This is a genomic window from Nocardiopsis sp. NPDC101807, assembly GCF_044766605.1.
In the GTDB taxonomy this organism is placed as follows: domain Bacteria; phylum Actinomycetota; class Actinomycetes; order Streptosporangiales; family Streptosporangiaceae; genus Nocardiopsis; species Nocardiopsis tropica.
On record NZ_JBIWMK010000005.1, the window covers coordinates 475,182 to 498,867 of the forward strand.

Here is a 23,686-nt window from a genome sequence, read left to right on the forward strand (position 1 = left end):
GCCTCAACCCGGCCCAAGCCACCCCGACCCGGCCCGCACCCGCCCCGCCCTCCGACCGCACCCGTTCAGGAGTCCCGCGGCGCGATACGGGGCACAGATCCCTCGGCCCGTCCCCCTCCCGGGCCGCCCACCGCCCACCGACGTACGGAGCGACCATGGCGCAGACCGAACACCCCTCGCCCACCGCCGGTGCCACCCGGCTGTCGGGCATCCCGGCCAGCCCCGGCGTCGCCGTCGGGCCGGTCGCCCGGATGGCCGACCCGCCCGCCCTCCCCGCGGAGCGGCCCGAGCCCGGCGACCCCGGGACCGAGGCGTCCACCGCCCGCGGGGCCCTGGAGAAGGTCGCCGACCTGCTCGACGCGCAGGCCGCGCAGCTCACCGGCGAGGCCGCCGCGGTGCTGGGCGCGCTGGCGCTCATGGCACGCGACCCCGAGCTGGGGCGGCGGGTCGAGGAGCGCGCCGGGGCCGGCGAGCCCGCCGCGTGGGCGGTGCACTCCGCGTGCGGCGCCTACCAGGAGCTGATGCTCGCCGCCGGCGGCTACCTGGCGGAGCGCGCCGCCGACCTCGCCGACATCCGCGACCGCGCGACCGCCCTGCTCCTCGGCCTTCCGATGCCCGGCCTGCCCGACCCCGGTGTCGCGCACGTGCTGGTCGCCGATGACCTCGCCCCCGCCGACACCGTCCGGCTCGACCCCGAGCAGGTGCTCGGGATCGTCACACGCCTCGGCGGACCCACCAGCCACACCGTGATCCTGGCCCGCGCGCTCGGCATCCCCGCCGTGGTCGGCTGCTCCGGGGCCGAGACCCTGCGCGACGGGGTCCCGGTGGCGCTGGACGGCGACGCGGGAACCGTCGAGCCCGAGCCCGACGCCGAGACGGCCGACCGGATGCTGCGGCGCACCGAGCGCCGGCGCGCCCTGCTCGCGGAGTCCACGGGCCCCGGCCGCACCGAGGACGGGGTCCCCGTCGCCCTGCTGCTCAACGCGGGGGAGGGCGACCCCAAGGAGGCGGGCGCGCACGACAGCGAGGGCGTGGGCCTGCTGCGCACCGAGTTCCTGTTCCTGGACCGCGCCGACCCGCCGACGGTGGCCGCCCAGACCGACACCTACACGCGGCTGTTCGAGGAGTTCTCGGGGCGGACCGTCACGGTGCGGACCCTGGACGCGGGCTCGGACAAGCCTCTGGCGTTCGTGGAGACCGGCCACGAGGACAACCCGGCCCTGGGCGTGCGGGGGTTCCGGACCTCCCGCGTGCACCCCGGCCTCCTGACCGACCAGCTCGCCGCGATCGCCGCCGCGTCCCGGGAGACGGGCGCGCGGGTGCGGGTGATGGCGCCGATGGTGTCGACGCCCGACGAGGCATCCGACTTCGTGGCGCTGGCGCGCGAGGCCGGGATCCGCGAGGCCGGGGTGATGATCGAGGTCCCGGGTGCGGCGCTGCTCGCCGACCGGCTGATGAGCCGCGTGGACTTCGTGTCGATCGGCACCAACGACCTCGCCCAGTACACGATGGCCGCCGACCGCACCCTGGGCACCCTGCCCGACCTGCTCGACCCGTGGCAGCCCGCCCTCCTGGCGCTGGTCGGCGCCGTGGGCGCGGCGGGCGAGAGGTCGGGGCGGCCGGTGGGCGTGTGCGGCGAGGCCGCCGCCGACCCGCTCCTCGCCCTGGTGCTGGTGGGACTGGGGGCGACCAGCCTGTCGATGTCGGCCCCCGCGCTCCCCGCGGTGCGCCACGCCCTGGCCCGCCACAGCCAGGGGGAGTGCCGCCGTCTGGCCGAGCTGGCGACGGCCGCCTCCAGCGCCGAGCGGGCGCGCGAGGCGGTGCGTTCGGCCGCCCACCCGGAGACCGTGGACTGACCCGCTGACACCGGTCCGGAGCCCCACGCGCCCACGTCCCGCCGGGACGTGGGCGCTCTCGTGTGCCGCCGGGCCGGACGGCCCCGGGTCCCGCGTGCCGGGTCCGGGCCCCTGCCGGAATCCGCCGCCCGGTGCCCCCGTGTCCGGGCCGCGCCCGGCGCCGCCGAGGGGTCAGGTCGCGGTGGCGTCGGGCTCCCAGGCTCCGCAGACCACCTCGGGCACCAGGGCGAGCCGGTCGCGGATCGCCTCGGCCAGGTCGTCGGTGTCCTTGGACCCGGAGCCGCACCACGCCTGGTGGGCGCTGGTGATGACGGAGAGGAACACGGCGGCGAGCACGCCCGGGCGCGGGTCGGTGTCCGGGTCCGTGCCGGTGCGCTCGCCGATCACCCCGGCCAGCCGCAGCTGCCTGCTCAGGCAGTAGCGCGCGTTGAGGTCGATCAGCTCGGGGTTGCCGGTGATGACGCCCATCGCGCTGCCCTGGATGTGCAGGGACTCGCGGTCGAGGTAGCCCCAGTGCTCGTGCATCGCGTTGCGCAGGGCCGTGAACGGGGGCTCGTCGGCGGGCCGGGAGCGCAGGGCGCTGTACAGGTACTCGTCCACGCCCTCGACCGCCTCCAGGACGACGTCCTCCTTGGAGGCGAAGTAGCGGAAGAACGTGCGCTGGGAGACCCCGGCGCAGGCCGCGATCTCCTCCGTGGTGGTCCCCTGGTAGCCGTGCTCGTGGAAGAGCCGCAGTCCCGCGTCGAGCAGGGACTCCCGCATCCGGGCCTTCTTGCGCTCGCGCAGCCCGGTCTCCGCCGGGGTCTGGCACGGCTCGGCGCTCGTCGCGGCCATGGAGCGGCCTCCCGCGTGTCGGTTGCTTCGCCACGAGGATACAGCAGTGAACCAGATTACGTCAGTCGCTGACAAAAAGCAGTTGCTGTAATCTGTCAGCCGCTGCCATAATCACGCTCGCACACGGACGACGAGCGGGGGGCCACATGACGGCGGCGACGGAACCGGCGACGACGGGAGCGGAGGGCGCGGGTCCGCCCGCTCCGCGGGGGCGGCTCCGGGAGAGCCCCTGGGCGACCCTGGTCGCCATCGCCTTCGGGGTGATGATGGTGGCGCTGGACGGCACCATCGTGGCCGTCGCCAACCCCGCCATCGGCGCGAGCCTGGGGGCCTCGCTCGCCGAGCTCCAGTGGGTGACCCACGGCTACCTGCTCGGACTGGCGGTCTTCCTGATCACCGCGGGCAAGATCGGGGACCGGTTCGGCCACCGCAACACCTACCTGGTGGGCGTGGTCGGCTTCGTGCTCAGCTCCGTGGCGATCGCGCTGTCCGCGGGTGTCGCCATGCTCATCGTCTTCCGGGTCCTGCAAGGGATCTTCGGAGCCCTGCTCCTGCCCTCGGCGATGGGCCTGCTGCGCTCCGGGTTCCCGCCCAGCAAGCTGGGCCGGGCCTTCGGCGTCTTCGGCAGCCTCATCGGGGCGGCCACGGCCGGCGGCCCGATCCTCGGCGGCGTCCTCGTGGACGCCTTCGGCTGGGAGGCCGTCTTCTACATCAACGTCCCGGTCGGCGCCGCCGCCCTGGCCCTCGGCCTGTGGCTGCTCGCCGCCAACCGCGCGACCGACCCCGGCAGCCGCATGGACGTCCCGGGCATCGTGCTGATCAGCGTCGCCATCTTCGCCCTGGTCTGGGCCCTCGTCGAGGCGCCCGCCGCGGGCTGGGGCCACCCGGTCACGCTGGCCTCGCTCGCCGTCGCGGTCCTCTTCGGCGGCGCCTTCCTGCTCTGGGAGCGCAGACCGGAACAGCCGCTCCTGCCCCTCGCGCTGTTCGCCAACCCGTCGGTCTCCATCGGAACGCTCCTCACGGTGGCCATGGCGCTGAGCCTGATGGGGTCGCTGTTCTTCATCACCTTCTACCTCCAGGGCATCCAGGGCATGAGCCCCGCCCGGACCGGGCTCCAGCTCATCTCCATGACCGCGCTCATGGCGGTCACCTCGCCCGTCGCCGGACGGGTCCTGGACCGCGTCGGGGCCCGTCCGCCCACGACGGTCGGCCTGCTGCTGGCCTCGGCGGGCATGTTCATGCTGTCCCGGCTGGAGACCGACACCGGCGTGGTGTACATGTCGGCCGCCTTCGTCCTGCTCGGCACGGGACTGAGCCTGATCATGACCGGCGCCACCGCCGCGATCATCGGCAACGCGCCCGTGCGCCTGGCGGGGGTCGCCTCGGCGGTGCAGCAGGCCGCCATGCAGCTCGGCGGCTCCCTCGGCACCGCGGTGCTCGGCGCGGTCATGTCGGCGACCATCGTCTCCACCCTGCCCGGCCACTTCGCGGGCGCGGGGCTCGCCGAGCCCTCCGCCGACGACCTCGCCGACATGCAGAGCGTCGTGGCCCAGGGCGGCGCGGTCCTGCCGGAGGGGGCCGCCCCGGAGGTCGCGGCCGCCCTCACCCGGGCCAGCAACCTCGCCTTCATGGACGGTCTGCACCTGGCGTTCACCATCGCCGCCGCGGTCATGCTGGCGGCGGCGGCGCTGTCGCTCCTCATGCGCTCGGGGAGGATGACCGACGGCCCGGCCGTGCACATCTGAGCCCGGCCGACGGGGCCCCGGCCCCGCCGCGCACGGGACGGCGGGCGCCCGGCGGGACCTCCGCCGGGCGCCGGCCCCGCGGTGCGTGCCGGGACCGCGGTCCCCCGGGCCCGGCCGGTGGGGCTCCGCCCCTGCGGTCCCCCGGGCCCGGCCTGCGGTGCCCCGCCCCTGTGGTGCCCCGCCCCTGCGGTGCGTGCCCCTGGCGGGCCGGGCCGGGAGGGCGGTCCCCCGGCCCCGCCGGCTCAGGTGGTGTAGTCGGCGTTGATCCGGATGTAGCCCTCGGTCAGGTCGCAGCCGTAGGCGGTGAACTCCCCGCCGCCGATCCCCAGGTCGACGCCGATCAGGACCTCGTCGCCCTTCATGTGCTGCGAGGCGCGCTCCAGGACCTCGTCCGAGGGCTCGGCGGGGTAGGTCTCCACGTCGCCGAAGACGATCCGCACGTTCTCCGGCAGGATGTCGGTCTCCTCCTCGCACTTGCCGACGGCCATCGCCACCCGGCCCCAGTTCGGGTCGGCGCCGTGCACGGCGGTCTTGACCAGGGGCGAGTTCACGACGGCCTTGGCGACGACCTTGGCCTGCGCGTCGTCGCGCGCACCGGTGACGCGCACCTCCAGGAGCTTGCCCGCGCCCTCGCCGTCCGAGGCGATCATGCGCACCAGCTTCAGGGCCACCCCGTACAGGGCGGCCTCGAACTCGGCGGTGTCCACCGGGCCCGCCAGCCCGTTCGCGAACACCGCCGCCGAGTCGCTGGTGGAGGTGTCGGTGTCGATGCTCAGCGCGTTGAACGTCCGGTCCACCACCCGGCGGAACACCCCGTCGAGCACCGGCTGCTCCAGCTCGGCGTCCGTGAAGAACCAGGCCAGCATGGTCGCCATGTTCGGCTCGATCATGCCGACGCCCTTGGCGATGCCCGTGACGGTGGCGCCGCCCACCCGGGCGGAGGCGGCCTTGGGGTGGGTGTCGGTGGTCATCATCGCGCCCGCCGCGCGGTCCAGGTCCGCCGGGGGGAACTCCGCGGGCAGCCCCGCGATGTGCGCGCGCACCTTCTCCATCGGGTAGGGGCGCCCGATCACACCGGTCGACGCGACCAGGATGTCCTCCGGGGCGACCCCGGCGGCGCGGGCCACGCCCTCCTGCAGCTCGCGGGCGTGGTCGTCGCCGACCCGGCCGGTGGCCACGTTCGCGTTGCGGGCGATCACGGTGACGCCGCGCGCCCGGCCGTCCGCGGCCGTCCTTCGGCTGAGCAGCACGCTCGGCCCGGCGAACCGGGACCTGGTGAACACGGCCGACACGTTCGCGGGGACCTCCGACACAACCGCGAAGAAGTCGTCCTTCGGGTCCTTGATCCCGATGTTTCCGGCCACGCCGCGGAAACCGGCGGGTACGGGGGTCTGGCTGCTCATGGTCCTCCTCGGGGCTTCTCCGGCGCCACACTACTCCGCGGCGACGCGGTCGGACGCGCCCCGTGCCCCGGTCCGCGCCCCCGCGGACACGGGACCGCATTACGGTCCTGACCTGCAGGGGTTTCGTCCTGTGCCCCTTGGGCGGCCGTGTGACAACGACCGGATAACGGGGTATCCGCCGAGGGGGAGAACACCGGGGGGAGACGTGTTGTGCGTGATGGTGACTGGCTCACGGAGACCGGGGCGCGGATCCGCGGAGTGCTGAAGGTGATGGTGGACGCCGGGTGGCTGCCCGGCGGCGCCGCCGTCATCGGCACCGGCGGCATGTGGGAGTTCGTCGCGGTGGGGCGGACCGACGGCGAGAGCGACACCGCTCCGGACGTCGCCTACGACGTGGCGAGCCTGACGAAGGTGATGGCGACCTGGCCCCTGGTCGGCCGGGCGGTCGCCGAGGGGGTGCTGGACCTGGACGCCCCCATGTCCGAATACCTGGACGCGGAGGGGCTGCCGGGCGCTGCGGTGACCACGCGCCAGATCCTCACCCACACGGCCAGGCTCAACCCGGTGACGTGGCTGGAGCGCTACGTGGGCGCCGGCCAGGACCTGGCCGAGGCCATCCTCGCCGATCCGCTGGAGGAGCCCGGGTACCGCTACGTCGACCGGGGGTTCATCCTGCTCGGCCTGCTCCTGGAACGCCTCCACGACACCGGCCTGGACCGGCTCGCCGGCGACCTGTGGGACGAGCTGGGGATGCGCTCGACCGCCTACGGGCCGCTGGCGAGGTCACCGGCCGTGGCGCCGACCGAGCGCCGGCTGCCGGGCGCCGCGCCCGCCTGGGGCGTGGTGCACGACGAGGCGGCGGCGCTGATGGGCGGTGTGGCGGGGCACGCGGGCGTGTTCTCGACCGCCATCGACCTGGGCGCGTACGCCCGGGAGGTGCTGCGGCTCCACGGGGGCGGGCCCGGCCCCGTGCCCTCGGCGTTCGTGCGGGAGAGCTGGCAGCCGCACGTCGACGCCGGCCAGCGCCTGTGGCGCGGGCTCGGCTGGCTGATCACCCCGGAGGGGGTGGTCCACCACAACGGGTTCACGGGGACGAGCCTGTTCCTGCACCCGGAGAGCGGCCGGTACGTGGGCGTGCTCACCAACGCCGTGCACTACGGGCGCGACCGGGTCGGGCTGGGGGACCTGCGCTCGGCGGCGCGCTCGGCGCTCACGCCCCAGGCCCACGGATCGCCGCCGTGAGCTCCCCGAGGAGCTCGGCCAGTCCGGCGGGACCGGGCACGACCAGGTCGGCGGCCTCGGCCACCGCGGTCACCTCGTCCGAGGAGGAGCACACGGTCAGGCCGGGCAGGCCCTTCCCGCGCAGGGCGGCCACGGCCGCGAAGGCGGGCAGGTCGCCGAGGTCGTCCCCGGCGTAGAGCACCGTGCCCGCACCGGTCTCCTCGACCAGCGCGGTGAGCGTCGCGCCCTTGTCCACACCCTGTGGACGGAGCTCGACCACCATCCGCCCCGGCTCCAGCCGGAGGTCCGCCCGCTCGGCCAGCTCCGCCAGGGCGGGGGCGACCAGGGCGAGCGCGCCGTCGGGGTCGGCGGTGCGCCGCGTGTGCACGCTCAACGACCGGCCCTTGTCCTCGATCCAGGTGCCCTCCGGCGCGCCCACCCGTGCGAGCAGGCCGGGAAGCTCCTCCCGGACGAGGGCCACGCCGGGCGGCGGGTCGGCGGCCAGGACCTCTCCGCCCTCCCAGCGCTCGGCCCCGTAGTGGCCGAGCACGGTGATGCCGGGAACCTGTTCCAGCCCGCCCATGGCGACCGCCGCGGCGGCGGGCCGCCCGGTGATGATCGCGACCGAGCCGATCAGCCCGGCCAGGTCGGCGAGCGTGTCCACGATCCCCGGGTAGGGCGCGGACTCGCGCGGATCGTCCACGATCGGTGAGAGCGTGCCGTCGAAGTCGAAGGCGGCCAGGGCGCGTGCGGGGTCGGCGACGAGGGCGTCGAGCGCGGCGCGTCCGGCGTCCGTGCTCGGTCGGGGCAGGGTCATGGAGGGCCTTTCCGGTGGGGCCGCGCACCAGGGCGGGGCGGGCGGGTCATGGCGGGTGGAGCGCCGGACCGCCCGTGCGCTCCGTCCCGACCGGGGCCGCGCGGACGGGCGCCCGCCCTGCGGCGGGGTCCCCGGCGGCGGTCGGCGTCCCCGATAGGGGAGGGGCGGCGCGCCGGGGTCGGCCCGCGCGACACGCCCGGGGGATCCGGTGGAGAACGCCGTCCGCGGGGTGAGATCGTCGCCCCGGGCGGGTACCGCGTTCACGCGACCGAAAAGAGAGGGCGGAAGGGGGTCAGAGCTGGATGCCCAGCTGGCGTGCGTTGCGCTGCCGGCGGCGGTCGGCGCGCAGCCGGCGCAGGCGCTTGACCGTCATCGGGTCGAACGCCAGGGCCTCGGGACGCTCCACCAGCCCGTTCAGCAGTTGGTAGTAACGGGTCGCTGAGAACCCGAACTCGTCACGGATCGCCTGCTCCTTGGAGCCCTCGAACTTCCACCACTGGCGTTCAAAGGCGAGGATGCGCTGTTCGCGTTCGGCGAGGGCCGACTGACCGTCTCCGGTCGGACCGATATTCGGCATGGGACACCCCCTGGACGGGAAATTGGTTTGTCCGGATCGGCGCGACTCATGCTAGCGACTCGACATGCCGTATGCGGACCCGAAAACGCAGGACTGGCAGCAGGGATACAGTTACGTTCTCTACCCCTGAGGTCACTTGTCCACGCCTGAATCCTGTGCCCATGACAGGATTGGGGAGGTCCGGGGAGGGCCGGGTGGAACGTCGACCGCATCGTTCGAGGGAGCCAGACGTGCTCGGGGGCAACAGTCGTGACAGGACACACACACGCCATGTTCTTGGTGGGACCGCCGCGGCCTGCGCGGCCGTCGCCGTCCTCGGCCTGACGGCGGTCCCCGCCGCGGCCGAGGGCCAACCGGACCTGAGCCCGGAGCAGTGGGGCCTCCAGGCGATCGGGGCCCAGGAGCTCTGGGAGGAGACCCAGGGCCAGGGCATCACCGTGGCGCTGCCCGGGATCGCCGTCTACGAGGACCACCCCGACCTGGTGGACAACGTCACGGTCGACACGCAATTCGGGGAAGGCGGCGACCAGGACGCGGGCAGCGGCGCCGCCGCCCTGGTCGCGGGGCACGGCCACGGCATGGACGCCGACGGCGGCGTGCTGGGGGTGGCGCCCGCCGCCGAGCTCCTGGTGCTGCCCACCGGGAACGAGCTGCCCGCCGCCATCCGCTTCGCCGCGGAGGAGGGCGCCCAGGTCATCCTGCTCCCGGAGACCGACGAGTCGGTGGACCTGACCGGCGCCACCCAGGACGCGGTCCGCAACGGCGCCCTGGTCGTGGGCCCGGCCGGGGGCCGTGACGACGCGAACGTCCTCACGGTCGCCGGCACCGCCGAGAGCGGCGAGCTCATCCCGGGCTCGCCGGAGGCCGCGGGCGTCGGGCTGACGGCCCCCGGGGCCGACCTGGAGACCGCCGGGCCCGACATGGGACAGGTCCAGGTGACCGGTACCCCGTACGCCGCCGCCATGGCGGCCGGCGCGGCCGCGCTCCTGCGCGCGGACTTCCCGCAGCTGCGCCCCGAACAGGTCCGCGAGGCCATGGTCGAGGGCGCCCAGCAGGGGCCCGGAGGGCTGCCCGCCCTGCACCTGCCCAGCGCGCAGACGCAGGCGGCCGGGACCGCGCAGGACATCCCCCTCATCGACGAGGACCTCGTGAACGAGGGGGAGCGGTCCGGGGGCGTGCCCGTCTGGGCGTGGTTCGTCACCGTCGGCGCCGTCGTGATCCTCGGGATCGTCCTGCTGGTCGTGTGGATCCGCCGCAGCACGGCCGACCCCTACGGGGTGGAGGCCGAGCGCCGCGAGGAGGACGAGCAGATCGCCGCCGAGCGGGCCGCCGAGGCCGGTCCCGCGAGTCGCCGCAAGCCGAGGGGCGGCCGCCGCCGCAAGACGCGCGGCAACTGATCCGGGCCGCCGCCCGCCGCGCCCGCCCCCGCACGGGGGCGGGCGCCGCTGTGTGCGGCTCCGTTCGCGCGTGACGCGCCCCCGGGGCGGGCGGCGGTGCCCGCCGTGCGGTGCGTCCCCGTGGCGGGAGGCGGCCTCCGTGAGCGCACGTGCGGTGTCCGTTGTGCGGTGCGCCCCCCCCGGGAGGCGGGAGGCGGCCTCCGTGAGTGCACGGGCGCGGTCCGCCGTGCGGTGCGCCCCCGGGCCGCGCGACCCCGCACGGACCGGTGGACGCCGTCCTCCGCCCGCCGCCGCCCCCCGCCGGGCGGTGCGCGAAGGGCCGTGCCGGATCCGGGTCCCGGGCCCGCGATCGGCCCCCGCGAAGCCTTGCCGGAAGGCCCTTCCGGCCCTCCGGGGACGAGAAGCGTCGCGTCTCGTCACACCCGGCCCACAGCCCGTGATGTGACGTCTGCGCGTGCATATGTAAGCACGCTCGGACGCTCTTGACGCGGGCTCCCAGGGGGACAAGGCTTTGGAGAATGTCTCCCCTCGAAGCATCGCCGTTGCCCTCACGAGGTGCTCCGCCGGTCGCATCCCCCGACTCCCGCAACCTCGTCAACGGCCGCGTCCACATCTCCCAGTACGACGCCAAATGGCCCTACCTGTTCAAACGCGAGTCGGAGAAGGTCCGCGCGGCCCTCGGCGACCGCGTGCTCCTCTTCGAGCACGTCGGATCGACCGCGGTCCCCGGCATGGCCGCGAAGCCGTGCGTCGACCTGCTGCTGGTCGTCGCGGACCCCGCCGACGAGCCCTCCTACCTGCCCGACCTGCTGGCCGCCGGCTACTCCGTGGTGATCAGGGAGCCCGACTGGTACGAGCACCGGGTCCTCAAGGGGCCGGACATCAACCTCAACCTGCACGTGTTCGGGGAGGGCTGCGAGGAGGTGGAGCGGATGCGCCTCTTCCGGGACCACCTCGTCGCCGACGCCGACGCGCGCGAGCGCTACACCGCCGTCAAGCGCGAGCTGGCCGAGCGCACCTGGGACCGCATCCAGGACTACTCCGACGCCAAGACCGCCGTCGTGGAGCAGCTCCTCGCCGAGGCGCGGGCGCGGCGGACGGCGTCCCCGGTCGACTGATCCGCGCGACGCGGGGCGCGCACCCGTGCGGGGCGCCCCGCCGGCCCCTCCGGTGGGCCCGGCCCCCTCCGGTCTGCCCCGGGGACCCGACGACGGGTTCCGGCGCGGGCGTCCGGCGGGCCCCGTCGGGCATCCGCGCCCCGGGACCCGCGCCGTCCGGCCCGGGGCGGTCGGCCCGCCCGCCGCCCCCGGTCAGTCCAGGGACCGCAGCTGGTCCTGGAACCACCGGCGCGGCGGCAGGGCCACGGCGGCCTCCACCAGCCCCTCCCGGCGCTTGCGGCGCTCCTCCTCGGGCATCGACAGGGCGCGGTGCAGCGCCTCCGCGGTCTCCAGCGTGTCGTAGGGGTTGACCAGCAGGGCGTGCCGCCCCAGCTCGTCGGCGGCGCCCGCCTCGCGCGAGAGCACCAGCACCGCGTCGCGCTCCGACAGCACCGGCCCCTCCTTGGCCACCAGGTTCATGCCGTCCCGGGTCGGGTTGACCAGCAGGACGTCGGCCATACGGAACGACGCCAGCGACCGCGGGTAGTCGTCGTTGACCTCCAGCACCAGGGGCGTCCACTCGGGGGTCGCGAACTCCTCGTTGATCTCCTTGGCGGTCCGCAGCACCGCGTCGGTGTACTCGCGGTACTCGGGCACGTCCCCGCGGCTCGGGTAGGCGAACGCCAGGTGCGTCACCCGGCCGCGCCACTCCGGGTGGGAGGTCAGCAGCTCCCGGTACGCCTCCAGCCCGCGCACGATGTTCTTGGACAGCTCGGTGCGGTCCACCCGCACGATGAGCCGGGTGTCGCCGACGGCCTCCCGCAGGGTCTCGCCGCGCGCGGCCACGGCCGGCTCGGCGGCGCTCGCGCGCAGCCCCTCCTCGTCCGCGCCGAGCGCGTGCACGCCCACGCCGACCAGCCGGCCGCCGTACTCCACGGTGCGCCGCGCGAAGTCCACCTCCGCGCGCAGGATCTCCGCGCAGCAGCGCAGGAACGCGTCCGCCCAGCGGGGGCTCAGGAAACCGAGCCGGTCCGCGCCGAGCATGCCCTCCAGCAGCTCGCGGGCGACGTGCTCGGGCAGCATCCGGAAGTACTCCGGCGGCGCCCACGGCGTGTGGGAGAAGTGCGCGATGCGCAGGTCGGGGCGGCGGGCGCGCAGGATGCGCGGCACCAGCGCCAGGTGGTAGTCCTGCACGGCCACGCGGGCGCCGTCCGCGGCGCCGGAGACCAGGGCCTCGGCGAACGCGTTGTTGTAGGCGGTGTAGTCGTCCCACTGCCGCCGGAACTCCGAGCCGAACGAGGGCTTGTTCGGGATGTCGTACAGCATGTGCTGCACGAACCACAGGGTCGAGTTGGCGACCCCGGTGTAGGCGCCCTGGAAGGTCCGCTCGGGGATGTCCAGCATGTGGACCCGCATGCCGTCGAGGTCGTGCGCGCGGTCCAGCCGGGCCCCGGGCGCCTCCTCGGCCGCCCTCCTGTCGGTGTCGGACAGGGCGGCGCACACCCAGAGGCTGTCGATCTCCGTGGCGACGGAGATCATGCCGGACACGAGACCTCCCCCGCCCCGGCGCTGTTCCAGCGAACCGTCGTCGCCGGTGGAGAAGGACACCGGCCCCCGGTTGGAGGCGATGAGGATCTGGGCCTTGTCCTTGTCCACGTGGTCGTCCTCTCGAAGGTGCGGATGGGCCGTCGCCGCCGACGGGGCGGTCGGACGCGGCCTGCGCGGAAGCGGATCGCACCCTATGTCTCGCCGGTCGACAGCCGCCCCAAACCCCTCGGGGCCCGACGGTGCCGGGCGTCACGCCCCCGAAACACGGCACGCGCGCCCCCGGAGCGCCGACCGGCGGCGTCTCAGCATGTGAGCGGGTTCGTGTTACCCGGATCACCAGCCGTGGAAAACCGGACGACGAGTCCGTTACAGTGACCGTGCGGATCCGACAGGACCGCCCACAACTTCATATTGCTCATCCAGAGGGGTGGAGGGACCGGCCCTGCGAAGCCCCGGCAACCATCCCAGCACGCACTACTCACGAACCCGTGAGGCGGCTGGGGCAGGTGCCAACTCCGGCCTGGGGACAAGGTGTCCGCCAGGGAAGATGAGGGGAGACGCCTCGCTATGGCGATCACTGCCGCCGAACCCACCTCCGTCCGCGCCTTCGGCCCCGGAACCGCGCTCTCCTGTCGCGAATGCGGCCGGCGCTACGAACTCACCCCCAAGTTCGCCTGCGAGTTCTGCTTCGGCCCCCTGGAGGTGGCCTACGAGTTCGGGGACGTCACCCGCGCCGACATCGAGAGCGGCCCCAACAGCATCTGGCGCTACCGCTCCCTCCTCCCGGTCCCGGACAACGTGGCCGAGCTGCCCAACATGGCCCCCGGCCTGACCCCGCTGGTGAAGGCCGACCGCCTCGCCGCCGAGCTGGGCATCGACTCCCTGTACGTCAAGGACGACTCCGGCAACCCCACGCACTCCTTCAAGGACCGCGTGGTCGCCATCGCGGTCGAGGCGGCGCGCACCTTCGGCTTCACCACCCTGTCCTGCTCCTCCACGGGCAACCTGGCCGGCGCGGTCGGCGCCGCCGCCGCGCGCGCCGGGTTCGAGTCCTGCGTGTTCATCCCCGCGGGGCTGGAGGAGGCCAAGGTCGTCATGGCCGCCGTCTACGGGGGCAAGGTCGTCGCCATCGACGGCAACTACGACGACGTCAACCGCTTCTGCTCCGAGCTCATCGGAGACCCGGCCGGCGAGGGCTGGGGGTTCGTCAACGTCAACCTGCGCCCCTACTACGGCGAGGGCTCCAAGACGCTGGCCTACGAGATCGCCGAGCAGCTCGGCTGGCAGCTGCCGGAGCAGATCGTCGTCCCGATCGCCTCCGGCTCCCAGCTCACCAAGATCGACAAGGGCTTCCAGGAGCTGATCGGGCTCGGCCTGGTCGAGGACCGCCCGTACCGGATCTTCGGCGCCCAGGCCACGGGCTGCTCCCCGGTCGCGCAGGCCTGGGAGAAGGGCATCGACGTCATCCAGCCGGTCAAGCCCGACACCATCGCCAAGTCGCTGGCGATCGGCAACCCGGCGGACGGCCCGTACGTGCTCGACATCGCCCAGCGCACCGGCGGCTCCGTGGAGCACGTGGGCGACGACGAGATCGTCGACGCCATCAAGCTCCTCGCCCGCACCGAGGGCGTCTTCGCCGAGACGGCGGGCGGCGTCACCACGGGCGTGCTCCGCAAGCTGGTGCGCGAGGGCAGGCTCGACCCGAAGGCGCGGACCGTGGTGCTCAACACCGGGGACGGGCTCAAGACCCTCAACGCGGTGGACGCCGGCGTGACGGCCACGATCAAGCCGTCCCTGAGCGCGTTCGCCGACGCGGGCCTCGCCTGACCGCCGCCCCGCGAGCACAGTCCCTCCCGGCGGGGCCGTACGACGGCCCGCCGACCCACACCAGAAGGAAGAACACCGCCATGAGCGCCAGCGTCCGTGTCCCCACCATCCTGCGCACCTACACCGACGACGCCTCCGAGGTCGAGGCGAAGGGCAGCACCCTCGCCGAACTCCTGGACGACCTGGAGGCCAACTACCCGGGCATCCGCGCCCGCATCCTCGACGACAACGGCAAGGTGCGCCGCTTCGTCAACGTGTACGTCGGCGACGAGGACGTGCGCTTCGAGAAGGGCCTCCAGACCGAGATCGCCGACGGCGCCAAGGTCTCCATCATCCCGGCCGTCGCCGGGGGCTGCTGACCGGTCCGCCGGGCGCCGTCCCGGCGCCGCCCGCCACCGCCCGCGAGGGGGCGGCCCGTCCCGCCGTGACGCGCGGGGGAGGGGCCGCCCCCTCGCGGCGTGTCCGGGTCCTCCCTGCGCCCGCCGGTCGCGGTCGGCCGTTCGTGCCCCGCGCCCGCGCCCGGTCCGTCCGCCGGGGCGGGAGCACCGGGAGGGGCCGGGCGCGCCCCGCCTCGTATTCTGGGGGCAGGGAGACGAGTGAGGACGGCGATGTCGGCGACGAGGCTGCTGGTGCTGGGCGCGGTGCGGATCCACGGGGGGACCCACGGGTACCGGGTGGGCCGCGAACTCATGTCCTGGGGCGCCAAGGACTGGGCCAACGTCAAGTGGGGGTCCATCTACCACGCGCTCAACAAGCTCACCTCCGAGGGAAGGCTGCGGGAGTTCACCGCCCCCGGCGACGAGGAGGTGGGCCGCACCTCCTACGCGCTCACCGACGAGGGGGAGGCCGAACTCCGCCGGCTGATGGGCGAGGCCCTGCGCCACACCGGTGACGACCACGGCCTGCTGTGCGCCGGGATCACCCTGATGACCTCGCTGCCGCGCGCGGAGGCGGTCGGGCTGCTCAAGGAGCGGCTCACCGCCCTGGAGGAGGCGTCCCCGGGGCTGGGCGACGCGGTCCGGGCCACGGACGCCGAGTGGGGCAAGCCGCCGCACGTGCGCGAGCTGTTCACGCTGTGGCGGCTCACCATGGACGCCGGCGCGGAGTGGACCCGTCGGCTGATCGCCTCGCTGGAGGCCGGGAAGTACACGATGGCCGACGACAGCCCCCGCGCCTTCGGGCTGCCGCCGGTACGCGACGACGTCTGACCCCCGGCCGCCCGGCCCCGTACGCCGACCCGCTCGCGCGCCGTTCCCGTGGCCGACCGTGCCCGGACGTTCCGTGGCCGTCGTGCCTCCGTGCCTTCCGCTCACCGTGCCCGGCCGTGCCCCGCCACCGGGACCCGGGGTGGCCGGGCCTGCCCCCGGGGGGCCGCCCCCGGGCCGGGTCACCGTCCCGGGGGGCGCCCGGTCCCGGCTCCCCGGCCCCTTCGGCACGGCCGCCCCGCGGCGCGACTTCGCCCCCGCGCCTCTCGCGTTTCCCGTGCTTTCCGCGCTTCCCGTGACCTGGACGCCCCTCGCCCTTCCCGGGCGTCCTTCCGCGTGCCCTCCGTGCCCGGCCCGGCGGAACCCGCCTCCGAGCCGTCCTCTCGCACTGCCCCGTCACCGCTCCCTGTGCCGTCCGCGCGTCTGAGCAGGGACAGTCGTCGATGTTGATATTCAAGTTTGAACATCCGCCGGAGATGGGGCAGACTCGTCGCCGCATTCAAGTTTGAATAAGGAGGCGGGATGATCCACACGCACGAGCTGGCCCGGACGTTCCGGGTCGGCAAGGACGTCGTCGAGGCCGTGCGCGGCGTCGACATCGACGTCGAGGAGGGCGAACTCGTCGCGATCCTCGGGCCCAACGGGGCCGGTAAGTCCACCACGCTGCGCATGCTCACCACACTGCTGGAGCCCACCTCGGGGACCGCCACGGTCGCCGGGCGCGACATCCGCACCGAGCCCGCCGAGGTGCGCCGCCGGATCGGGTTCGTCGGCCAGGGGAACGGGGCCGGCGGCGACCAGCGGGTCGGGGAGGAGCTGCGCACGCAGGGACTCCTGTACGGGCTCGACCGCCGCACCGCTCGCCGCCGCGCCGACGAGCTGCTCGACCTGCTGGACCTGGGGGGCGCCTCCGACCGGGAGGCGGGCAAGCTCTCCGGCGGCCAGCGCCGCAGGCTCGACATCGCCATGGGGCTCGTCCACGAGCCCGGCCTGCTGTTCCTGGACGAGCCCTCCACCGGCCTCGACCCGCACAGCCGCGCCAACCTGTGGGAGCACGTGGCCCGGCTGCGCGAACGGCTCGGCACCACGGTCGTGCTGACCACGCACTACCTCGACGAGGCCGACGACGTGGCCGAGCGGGTCCTGGTCATCGACCACGGACGCGTCATCGCCGACGGCACCGCCGACGAGCTCAAGGGCAAGGTGTCCGGGGACCTGGTCACCTTCTCCGTGGGGAGCGGGGAGGACGCGCGCACGGGCGCCGGGATCGCCGAACGGGTGCCCTCCGCCGGACCCGCCGAGGTGGTCGCCGCCGTGGGCCGGGACCCGGAGGTGCGCTTCCGCGTGGAGCGCGGCGACGGCGTCCTGCCCGAACTGCTGCGCACCCTCGACGCGGCCGGGGTCGCGCTGCTCTCCGTGCGGGTGCAGCGGCCCACCCTGGACGACGTGTTCCTGACCCTGACCGGGCGCAGCCTGCGCGAGGAGGAGGCATGAGCGTGAGCGGACTGCCGAGGACGGCCGGGGCGGCCCCGGCGCGCGGGTCGGGCGTGGCGCGCGACACCTGGACCGTGTTCGTCCGCCAGATGCGCCCGCTGCTGCACCGGCCCCTGCTCCTGGGCTTCGGGATGCTCCAGCCGGTCCTGTACCTGGTGCTGTTCGCGCCCCTGCTCACCGGGCTGGCGGGGGCCGAGGGCGAGAACCCCTGGCAGTGGTTCGTGCCCGGCCTGCTGGTCATGCTCGCCCTGTTCACCGCCGGGTTCGCCGGGTTCGGCCTGCTCCCGGAGATGGCCTCCGGCGCGCACGAGCGGATGCTGGCCACCCCGGCGAGCCGGGTGTCGCTGCTGCTCGGCCGGGTGCTGCGGGACGTGGCGCAGATGATGGCGCAGATGGTGCTCATCATCGTTCTGGTGATCCCGTTCGGGTTCCGGGTCTCCGTGGCGGGCGCGGTGGTCGGCCTGCTCCTGCTCGCCGTCCTGGGGATCGGCCTGTCCACCCTGTCGTACCTGACGGCCCTGGCGGTGAAGCAGACGTACGTGTTCGCTCCGGTGCTCCAGACGGTGATCATGCCGCTCATGCTGCTGTCCGGCGTGCTGCTGCCGATGGAGCTGGCGCCGTCCTGGCTGTACGGCCTGTCCCGGGTCAACCCGGTGGCCTACGTCGTGGACGCCGAACGGGCCCTGTTCGCGGGCGACTGGGGCCTGTCGGTCGGGATCGGCTGGGCCGTCGCGGTCGCGCTGGCGGCCGCCGCGCTGGCGTTCGGATCGCGGGCGATGCGCAGGCTCGGCTCCTGAGGGCCGTGCCTGTTCCGGGCCTCCGCTTCGCTTCGGACCGTGCCCGGGTGCCTGTTCCGGGCCTCCGCCCCGCTTCGGTCCGGGGCCCGCACCGGGCTTCGATCCGCACGGGCCCCGGGCCGAAGCGGGCCGTTCGCGCAGGCACGGACGGTGGCGGAGCCTGTCCGCTGAGCGCGGAAATCCGCTCTTCACGGGGTGTATGCGCAGGTAGGGGCTGGTAGGAGGGGAGGGGAAATCGTGACCACATCGTTTGCACTCTCCATGGTCGAGTGCTAAAAAGGGACCTGGTTAGCACTCGCCTTCCTTGAGTGCTAACCGGATCGAGGCTGCGAGACCGCGGTTCCCGACAGCAGGGTTGTCGGAGCGCTCCGGTCGTCCGTCGCGGGCGCATGCCTCGTCCCATCGCGTATCAGCCCGGTCACGGGAGGACAAGAATCCAATGGCAGCCAAACTGATCGCGTTCGACGAGGAGGCCCGTCGCGGCCTCGAGCGCGGCATGAACCAGCTCGCGGACGCCGTCAAGGTCACGCTCGGCCCGAAGGGTCGCAACGTCGTCCTGGAGAAGAAGTGGGGCGCCCCCACGATCACCAACGACGGTGTCTCCATCGCCAAGGAGATCGAGCTCGAGGACCCGTGGGAGAAGATCGGGGCCGAGCTGGTCAAGGAGGTCGCCAAGAAGACCGACGACGTCGCGGGTGACGGCACCACCACCGCCACCGTGCTCGCCCAGGCCCTCGTCCGCGAGGGGCTGCGCAACGTCGCCGCCGGCGCCAACCCGATCAGCCTCAAGCGCGGCATCGAGGCCGCCGTCTCCCGCATCAACGAGGAGCTCGGCAACCTCTCCAAGGACATCGAGACCAAGGAGCAGATCGCCTCCACCGCCTCGATCTCCGCCGGCGACCCGCAGATCGGCGAGACCATCGCCGAGGCGATGGACAAGGTCGGCAAGGAAGGCGTCATCACCGTCGAGGAGGGGCAGACCTTCGGGCTCGAGCTGGAGCTCGCCGAGGGCATGCGCTTCGACAAGGGCTACATCTCGCCCTACTTCGCCACCGACCTCGAGCGCATGGAGACGGTCCTCGAGGACCCCTACATCCTCATCGTCAACTCCAAGATCTCGAACAACAACGAGTTCCTGCCGGTCGTCGAGAAGGTCCTCCAGGCCGGTCGTCCGCTCGTCGTCATCGCCGAGGACCTGGAGGGCGGCGCCCTCCAGACGCTGATCGTCAACAAGATCCGCGGCACCTTCAAGTCCGTCGCCGTCAAGGCCCCGGGCTTCGGTGACCGCCGCAAGGCCCAGCTCGGCGACATCGCCGTGCTGACCGGCGGCCAGGTCATCACCGAGGAGGTCGGCCTCAAGCTGGAGAACACCGAGCTCGACATGCTCGGCCGCGCCCGCAAGGTCGTCGTCACCAAGGACGAGACCACCATCGTGGACGGCGCCGGTGACGCCACCGCGATCGCCGGTCGCGTGAACGAGATCCGCAACGAGATCGAGCGCACCGACTCCGACTACGACCGCGAGAAGCTCCAGGAGCGTCTCGCCCGCCTGGCCGGCGGCGTGGCCGTCATCAAGGCCGGCGCCGCGACCGAGGTGGAGCTCAAGGAGCGCAAGCACCGCATCGAGGACGCCGTCCGCAACGCCAAGGCCGCGGTCGAGGAGGGCATCCTGCCCGGTGGTGGCGTCGCGCTGCTGCAGGCCAGCGTCCCCGCGTTCGCCAAGCTCGACCTGGACGGCGACGAGGCCATCGGCGCCGACATCGTGCGCCGCGCCATCGCGGAGCCGCTCAAGCAGATCGCCATCAACGCCGGCCTCGAGGGCGGCGTCGTGGCGGAGAAGGTCCGCAACCTGGAGCCCGGTTTCGGCCTCAACGCCGCCACCGGTGAGTACACCGACCTGTTCAAGGACGGCGTCATCGACCCGACCAAGGTCACCCGCTCCGCTCTGCAGAACGCGGCCTCCATCGCCGGTCTGTTCCTGACCACCGAGGCCGTCATCGCCGAGAAGCCGGAGAAGGCGGCGGCTCCGGCCGGCGACCCGACCGGTGGCATGGGCGGCATGGACTTCTAGGACCTCCTGGAGTTCTGGGGTCCGGTACGCGACCTCGCCCGCGACGACCGGGCGGCCCTTCGGGGCCGCCCGGTTTCGCTGTGTCCGGGGCCGGACGACGGGGGCCGGAGCCTCCGGGGACCGTCGGGCGGCGTCGGCACGGGCCCGGACCCGGGAACGGGCCCGGGTCCGGGCCCCGGACGGCTGTAGCCGTGTACGCGGGCTCAGACCGCCCCGTGCCAGGCGCGCCACAGGTCGGCGTACGAGCCACCGCGTGCCAGCAGCTCGTCGTGGCTGCCCAGCTCGCTGACGCGGCCGTCCTCCACCACGGCGATCCGGTCGGCGTCGTGCGCCGTGTGGAGCCGGTGCGCGATCGCCACCACGGTCCGCCCCGACAGCACCCCGGCCAGGGACCTCTCCAGGTGGCGGGCCGAACCCGGGTCCATCAGCGACGTCGCCTCGTCCAGCACCAGCACCTCCGGGTCGGCCAGCACCACCCGGGCCAGCGCGAGCTGCTGCACGTGGGCCGGGTCCAGCGCGAGGTCGCCCGACCCCACCCGCGTGTCCAGCCCGTCCGGCAGCGACCGGACCCAGGCGTCGGCGTCCACGGCGGCCAGGGCCGCCCACAGCCGGTCCCGGTCCGCCTCGGCGGCGTCCAGGGCCAGCGCCAGGTTCTCGGCCACGGTGCCCCGGAACACGTGGCTCTCCTGGCTCAGCATGATCGCCCGCTCGCGCCGCAGCTCCGGTGACAGCCCCGCCATGTCCACCCCGCCGACGCGCACGCTCCCGGCGGTCGGCCCGTGCACGCCCGCGATCAGCTTGCCGAGGGTCGACTTGCCCGCGCCGCTCGGCCCGACCACCGCCAGCCGCTCGCCGGGGCGCAGGACCAGGTCCACCCCGTGCAGGACCTCCGTGTCGGTGTAGCCGAACCGCGCGCCGCGCACCTCCACCGTTCCGGGCACGTGGCCGGCGTCCGCCTCGGAGAGCCCCGGCCGCTCCTCGGCGAGCCGCACGCCCAGCAGGCGCCGCAGGCTCGTGAAACCCATCATCAGGCTGTCCACCTGGTCCACCAGCTGTTCCACGGGCCGGGCCATCTGCACGGACAGGAACACGGCCGTGGCGATCTGGCCGACGGTCAGCACGCCGACGGCGTGCAGGTACCCCGCCACCAGGAACGTGCACGCGGTCGCGAACAGGTACGCGAACTCCAGCGGCGGGTACCACATGCTCTGCAGCCACAGCGTGTACCGCTCGGCCCGGTAGGTGCGGCGGATCTTGGCCTCGGCCCGCTCGGTCTGGCGGAGCTGGCGTCCCAGCGCCTCCAGGGTGTGCGCCCCCTCCACGGTGTCCGTGACGCTCTGCGTCAGGTCGGAGTAGGTCGCCAGCTCCTGGATGTAGCCGTCCGGGGCGCGGCGGGCGTACCACCGGGTGGACACCCAGATGATCAGCAGGGACGGCGCCCAGGCCAGGAGCAGCGCGGGGTGCAGCAGGCTGATCGCGGTGACGATGACGGCCACCGTCACGGTGCTCACCGCCATCACCGGCACCGAGCGGCGCACCGTGTAGCTCAGGTGCCCGATGTCGCGGCCCGACCTGGCCACCAGGTCTCCGGTCCCGGCGCTCTCCACCGTTCCGAGCGGCAGGCGCAGGACCGCGCGCACGAACTCCTCGCGCAGCTCGGCCAGCACCCCCTCCCCGAAGCGGATCGACTGGGCCACCGACACGAGCGTGAACCCGGCGTGGAACAGCAGGCCGACGACGATCACCACGGCCAGCAGGTCGATCCGGCCGGGGTCGGCCCCGCCGCGGACCGCGTCGATGACCATGCCGAGCACCCACGGGGCGACGAGCGCGGCCAGCGCCGCCATCCCGTACAGGACCACGACGGCGAGCAGCCGCCCGCCGTGGTCGCGACCGGCCCGGCGGAGCCGTGCCCAGACCATGGACACGGGTGCCACGGGCAGGGCCGAGGTCTGCGACGGCGGTAGCGGGAGCCCGAAGCCGTCGGAGAGGGCGGGTGAGGGTTCGGTGGTCCGGGTCATGGCTTTCCACTCGTGGAGACGGTGCGCAGGACGGTGTCGGCGTAGCCGGGGGCGCTCGCGAGCAGGTCCCGGTGGGAGCCCTCGGCGACGACGCGCCCGCCGTCCACGAACAGCACGTGGTCGGTGTGGTCGAGCAGGAGGGGGCTGGTGGTGAACAGGGCGGTGGTGCGCCCCTTCCGCTCGGCGGCCAGCCGCGCGCCGATGGCCGCCTCGGAGTGGGCGTCGACGGCGGAGGCGGGTTCGACCAGGACCAGGATCTCGGGGTCCAGCCCGAACGCCCTCGCCAGCCGGAGCCGCTGCTGCTGTCCGCCGGAGTACTCGCGGCCGCGCTCGGTGAGGAGCGCGTCGAACCCCGCCGGGGACTGGCGCACCACGTCGTCGGCGTACGCGGCCCGGACGACCGCCGCGAGGCGGTCGTCGGACAGCCCGCCGTCCGGGGACAGCTCCTCGCGGAGCCGCCCGGAGAACAGGTGGGCGCTGTTGGACGCGACCAGCACGCGGCGGCGCACGTCGCGCAGCGGCAGGTCGCGCAGGCGCACCTCGCGGCCGGTCGCCGCTTCGACGAGCAGGGCGTCCGCGCCGTCCGCCTCGTCCTCGCGGTACCGGCCCAGGCGCTCGGCCAGGGCGGTCGCCCCTGCCGCGTCGGAGCACACCACGCCGGTGGTGCGCCCGGCGGCCACCACGACCCCGCTGACGGGGTCGCGCAGGTCGCACGGGGCGGCCGGGGCCTCGGCGGGGTGCTCGGGGTCGGGGTGGTCGTGCTCCAGGGAGAGCACGCGGACCACGTGGTCCGCCGCCACCCGGGCGGAGATGAACAGGGAGGAGGCGTGCATCAGGTACCGGATCGCCACCGCCAGGTTGCCCGTGTACCCGTAGAAGGCGACGAGCTGGCCCACGGTGATGTCCCCGGCCAGGGCCAGCCGGGCGCCGTACCAGACGATGCCCACCAGCAGCAGGCCCGGGTACAGCTCGCGGACGGCCTGGAGGGCGGCGTCCATCCACCCCACCCGCACGCCGGCGGCGCGCACGCGCTGGGACTCCTCGCGGTAGCGGTCGCCGACGGTGCGCTCCCCGCCCACGCCCCGCAGGACCCGCAGCCCGGCGACCAGGTCGGTGGCCCTCGTGGTCAGCTCGGCCTGCCTGGTGCGGTGGTGCTCCTGGCGCTCGGAGAACGGGCGCAGCAGCGGCACCATGCCGACCACCATGACCGGCACCGCGACGAGCACGATCAGGCCGAACGTGACGTGCGACGACAGCATGAGAACGCTCACCGCGCCGATCGTCACCACCGAGGCGGGGACGAGCGCGGAGTTCTCGTAGAAGTCGCCCACCCGGTCGATGTCGTCCGTGCCGACCGCGACCACCTCGCCGGACGGGAGCCGCCGGGTGAGGGTGGGGCCCAGGGCGACCGACCGCTCGATGACGACCTGCACGGTACGGTACGCGGACGTGTACCAGTTGAACGCCATCGCCCGGATGCCGACCGGCACCAGGGCCGTGCTCAGCAGGGTCAGCCCGGTGAGGACGCCGAACCAGGCCAGGAGCGAGGCCGGGTCGCCCTCGGCCACGCCGGAGTCCAGGGTGGCGCCGATCGCCGCGGACATGAGGACGCCGCAGAGCCGGTAGAGGCTGTCCACGCCCCCCGCCCACGCGAGCGGGCGCCACTCCGATCGGGCGAGCCACAGCAGGAAGCGGTTGGCCGAACGGTGGTCGGGGATGCCCGGAGGCTGAGGAAGTACGCGCACAGTTCTCGGACTGTAACCAGAGAACCTGGGC

18 protein-coding genes and 1 riboswitch are annotated in these 23,686 nt (G+C 74.1%); of the genes, 11 read left to right on the forward strand and 7 right to left on the reverse strand.

Annotation, left to right across the window (positions count from 1 at the left end; genetic code table 11):
• Positions 1-155 precede the first annotated feature (155 nt).
• Positions 156-1,856 carry a phosphoenolpyruvate--protein phosphotransferase gene (gene ptsP / locus ACIRPH_RS18345; RefSeq protein WP_402915799.1) on the forward strand — a complete coding sequence of 567 codons (1,701 nt, stop codon included), beginning with the start codon at positions 156-158 and terminating at the stop codon, positions 1,854-1,856.
• Positions 1,857-2,027: 171 nt separating this feature from the next.
• Here the strand turns inward: ptsP and ACIRPH_RS18350 are convergent, their stop codons facing one another.
• Positions 2,028-2,690, reverse strand: coding sequence for a TetR/AcrR family transcriptional regulator (locus ACIRPH_RS18350; protein ID WP_402915801.1), 663 nt, complete (start codon positions 2,688-2,690; stop codon positions 2,028-2,030).
• Between the two features lie 146 nt (positions 2,691-2,836).
• On the opposite strand from ACIRPH_RS18350, the gene ACIRPH_RS18355 reads away from it, so the two are divergent.
• Complete coding sequence (locus ACIRPH_RS18355) at positions 2,837-4,435, forward strand: MFS transporter (RefSeq protein WP_402915803.1); 1,599 nt, start codon at positions 2,837-2,839, stop codon at positions 4,433-4,435.
• A 242-nt stretch (positions 4,436-4,677) separates the two neighbouring features.
• On the opposite strand, the gene argJ is transcribed toward ACIRPH_RS18355, so the two are convergent.
• Positions 4,678-5,838: a bifunctional glutamate N-acetyltransferase/amino-acid acetyltransferase ArgJ gene (gene argJ, locus ACIRPH_RS18360; protein ID WP_402915805.1), complete on the reverse strand. Its 1,161-nt coding sequence runs from the start codon at positions 5,836-5,838 to the stop codon at positions 4,678-4,680.
• A gap of 210 nt (positions 5,839-6,048) precedes the next feature.
• On the opposite strand from argJ, the gene ACIRPH_RS18365 reads away from it, so the two are divergent.
• Positions 6,049-7,080, forward strand: coding sequence for a serine hydrolase domain-containing protein (locus tag ACIRPH_RS18365; RefSeq protein WP_402915807.1), 1,032 nt, complete (start codon positions 6,049-6,051; stop codon positions 7,078-7,080).
• Here ACIRPH_RS18365 and otsB read toward each other — a convergent pair.
• Positions 7,049-7,876 carry a trehalose-phosphatase gene (gene otsB / locus ACIRPH_RS18370; RefSeq protein ID WP_402915809.1) on the reverse strand — a complete coding sequence of 276 codons (828 nt, stop codon included), beginning with the start codon at positions 7,874-7,876 and terminating at the stop codon, positions 7,049-7,051. The genes ACIRPH_RS18365 and otsB overlap by 32 nt on opposite strands.
• A 292-nt stretch (positions 7,877-8,168) precedes the next feature.
• On the reverse strand, positions 8,169-8,453 hold the full coding sequence (locus ACIRPH_RS18375) for a DUF3263 domain-containing protein (protein ID WP_267947912.1): 285 nt from the start codon (positions 8,451-8,453) through the stop codon (positions 8,169-8,171).
• 230 nt (positions 8,454-8,683) lie between these two features.
• Here ACIRPH_RS18375 and ACIRPH_RS18380 point away from each other — a divergent pair, with 230 nt between their 5' ends.
• Both ACIRPH_RS18380 and ACIRPH_RS18385 read left to right on the forward strand, forming a co-directional pair.
• Complete coding sequence (locus tag ACIRPH_RS18380; protein WP_402915811.1) at positions 8,684-9,850, forward strand: S8 family serine peptidase; 1,167 nt, start codon at positions 8,684-8,686, stop codon at positions 9,848-9,850.
• Between the two features lie 518 nt (positions 9,851-10,368).
• Positions 10,369-10,968 (forward strand): GrpB family protein, encoded by a 600-nt coding sequence (locus ACIRPH_RS18385; protein ID WP_402915813.1) that lies wholly within the window; start codon positions 10,369-10,371, stop codon positions 10,966-10,968.
• Between the two features lie 192 nt (positions 10,969-11,160).
• On the opposite strand, the gene ACIRPH_RS18390 is transcribed toward ACIRPH_RS18385, so the two are convergent.
• Entirely contained in the window at positions 11,161-12,603 is a 1,443-nt protein-coding gene (locus ACIRPH_RS18390) for a trehalose-6-phosphate synthase (RefSeq protein WP_402915815.1), read from the reverse strand.
• Positions 12,604-12,907: 304 nt separating this feature from the next.
• Positions 12,908-13,049, forward strand: a riboswitch (SAM riboswitch).
• A 13-nt stretch (positions 13,050-13,062) separates the two neighbouring features.
• Between ACIRPH_RS18390 and thrC the strand changes: the two genes are divergently transcribed.
• The 6 genes from thrC (at position 13,063) to groL (ending at position 19,889) form a co-directional block, all read left to right on the forward strand.
• Complete coding sequence (thrC, locus tag ACIRPH_RS18395; RefSeq protein WP_402915817.1) at positions 13,063-14,322, forward strand: threonine synthase; 1,260 nt, start codon at positions 13,063-13,065, stop codon at positions 14,320-14,322.
• Between the two features lie 80 nt (positions 14,323-14,402).
• Complete coding sequence (locus ACIRPH_RS18400) at positions 14,403-14,681, forward strand: ubiquitin-like small modifier protein 1 (RefSeq protein ID WP_267947919.1); 279 nt, start codon at positions 14,403-14,405, stop codon at positions 14,679-14,681.
• Between the two features lie 249 nt (positions 14,682-14,930).
• Positions 14,931-15,530, forward strand: coding sequence for a PadR family transcriptional regulator (locus tag ACIRPH_RS18405; protein WP_402915819.1), 600 nt, complete (start codon positions 14,931-14,933; stop codon positions 15,528-15,530).
• 519 nt (positions 15,531-16,049) lie between these two features.
• Positions 16,050-17,021: an ATP-binding cassette domain-containing protein gene (locus ACIRPH_RS18410; protein ID WP_402915821.1), complete on the forward strand. Its 972-nt coding sequence runs from the start codon at positions 16,050-16,052 to the stop codon at positions 17,019-17,021.
• The gene (locus tag ACIRPH_RS18415) at positions 17,018-17,818 is read left to right on the forward strand and encodes an ABC transporter permease (RefSeq protein WP_402915823.1); all 801 of its coding nucleotides are present in this window, start codon (positions 17,018-17,020) and stop codon (positions 17,816-17,818) included. The genes ACIRPH_RS18410 and ACIRPH_RS18415 overlap by 4 nt, the downstream gene beginning before the upstream one ends.
• Before the next feature lie 439 nt (positions 17,819-18,257).
• Positions 18,258-19,889, forward strand: a complete 1,632-nt coding sequence (gene groL / locus ACIRPH_RS18420) for a chaperonin GroEL (protein WP_402915825.1) — start codon at positions 18,258-18,260, stop codon at positions 19,887-19,889.
• Positions 19,890-20,092: 203 nt separating this feature from the next.
• Here groL and ACIRPH_RS18425 read toward each other — a convergent pair whose 3' ends face one another.
• On the reverse strand, positions 20,093-21,910 hold the full coding sequence (locus ACIRPH_RS18425) for an ABC transporter ATP-binding protein (protein ID WP_402915827.1): 1,818 nt from the start codon (positions 21,908-21,910) through the stop codon (positions 20,093-20,095).
• Positions 21,907-23,655, reverse strand: coding sequence for an ABC transporter ATP-binding protein (locus ACIRPH_RS18430; RefSeq protein ID WP_402915829.1), 1,749 nt, complete (start codon positions 23,653-23,655; stop codon positions 21,907-21,909). The genes ACIRPH_RS18425 and ACIRPH_RS18430 overlap by 4 nt, the downstream gene beginning before the upstream one ends.
• Between the last annotated feature and the right edge of the window lie 31 nt (positions 23,656-23,686).

Excerpts from the sequence above, each read along its gene's own strand:
- ptsP (WP_402915799.1), top strand. The coding sequence starts at position 156 with ATGGCGCAGACCGAACACCCCTCGCCCACCGCCGGTGCCACCCGGCTG.
- ACIRPH_RS18350 (WP_402915801.1), bottom strand. The coding sequence starts at position 2,690 with ATGGCCGCGACGAGCGCCGAGCCGTGCCAGACCCCGGCGGAGACCGGG.
- ACIRPH_RS18355 (WP_402915803.1), top strand. The coding sequence starts at position 2,837 with ATGACGGCGGCGACGGAACCGGCGACGACGGGAGCGGAGGGCGCGGGT.
- argJ (WP_402915805.1), bottom strand. The coding sequence starts at position 5,838 with ATGAGCAGCCAGACCCCCGTACCCGCCGGTTTCCGCGGCGTGGCCGGA.
- otsB (WP_402915809.1), bottom strand. The coding sequence starts at position 7,876 with ATGACCCTGCCCCGACCGAGCACGGACGCCGGACGCGCCGCGCTCGAC.
- ACIRPH_RS18375 (WP_267947912.1), bottom strand. The coding sequence starts at position 8,453 with ATGCCGAATATCGGTCCGACCGGAGACGGTCAGTCGGCCCTCGCCGAA.
- ACIRPH_RS18385 (WP_402915813.1), top strand. The coding sequence starts at position 10,369 with ATGTCTCCCCTCGAAGCATCGCCGTTGCCCTCACGAGGTGCTCCGCCG.
- thrC (WP_402915817.1), top strand. The coding sequence starts at position 13,063 with ATGGCGATCACTGCCGCCGAACCCACCTCCGTCCGCGCCTTCGGCCCC.
- ACIRPH_RS18400 (WP_267947919.1), top strand. The coding sequence starts at position 14,403 with ATGAGCGCCAGCGTCCGTGTCCCCACCATCCTGCGCACCTACACCGAC.
- ACIRPH_RS18405 (WP_402915819.1), top strand. The coding sequence starts at position 14,931 with ATGTCGGCGACGAGGCTGCTGGTGCTGGGCGCGGTGCGGATCCACGGG.
- ACIRPH_RS18410 (WP_402915821.1), top strand. The coding sequence starts at position 16,050 with ATGATCCACACGCACGAGCTGGCCCGGACGTTCCGGGTCGGCAAGGAC.
- ACIRPH_RS18415 (WP_402915823.1), top strand. The coding sequence starts at position 17,018 with ATGAGCGTGAGCGGACTGCCGAGGACGGCCGGGGCGGCCCCGGCGCGC.
- groL (WP_402915825.1), top strand. The coding sequence starts at position 18,258 with ATGGCAGCCAAACTGATCGCGTTCGACGAGGAGGCCCGTCGCGGCCTC.
- ACIRPH_RS18425 (WP_402915827.1), bottom strand. The coding sequence starts at position 21,910 with ATGACCCGGACCACCGAACCCTCACCCGCCCTCTCCGACGGCTTCGGG.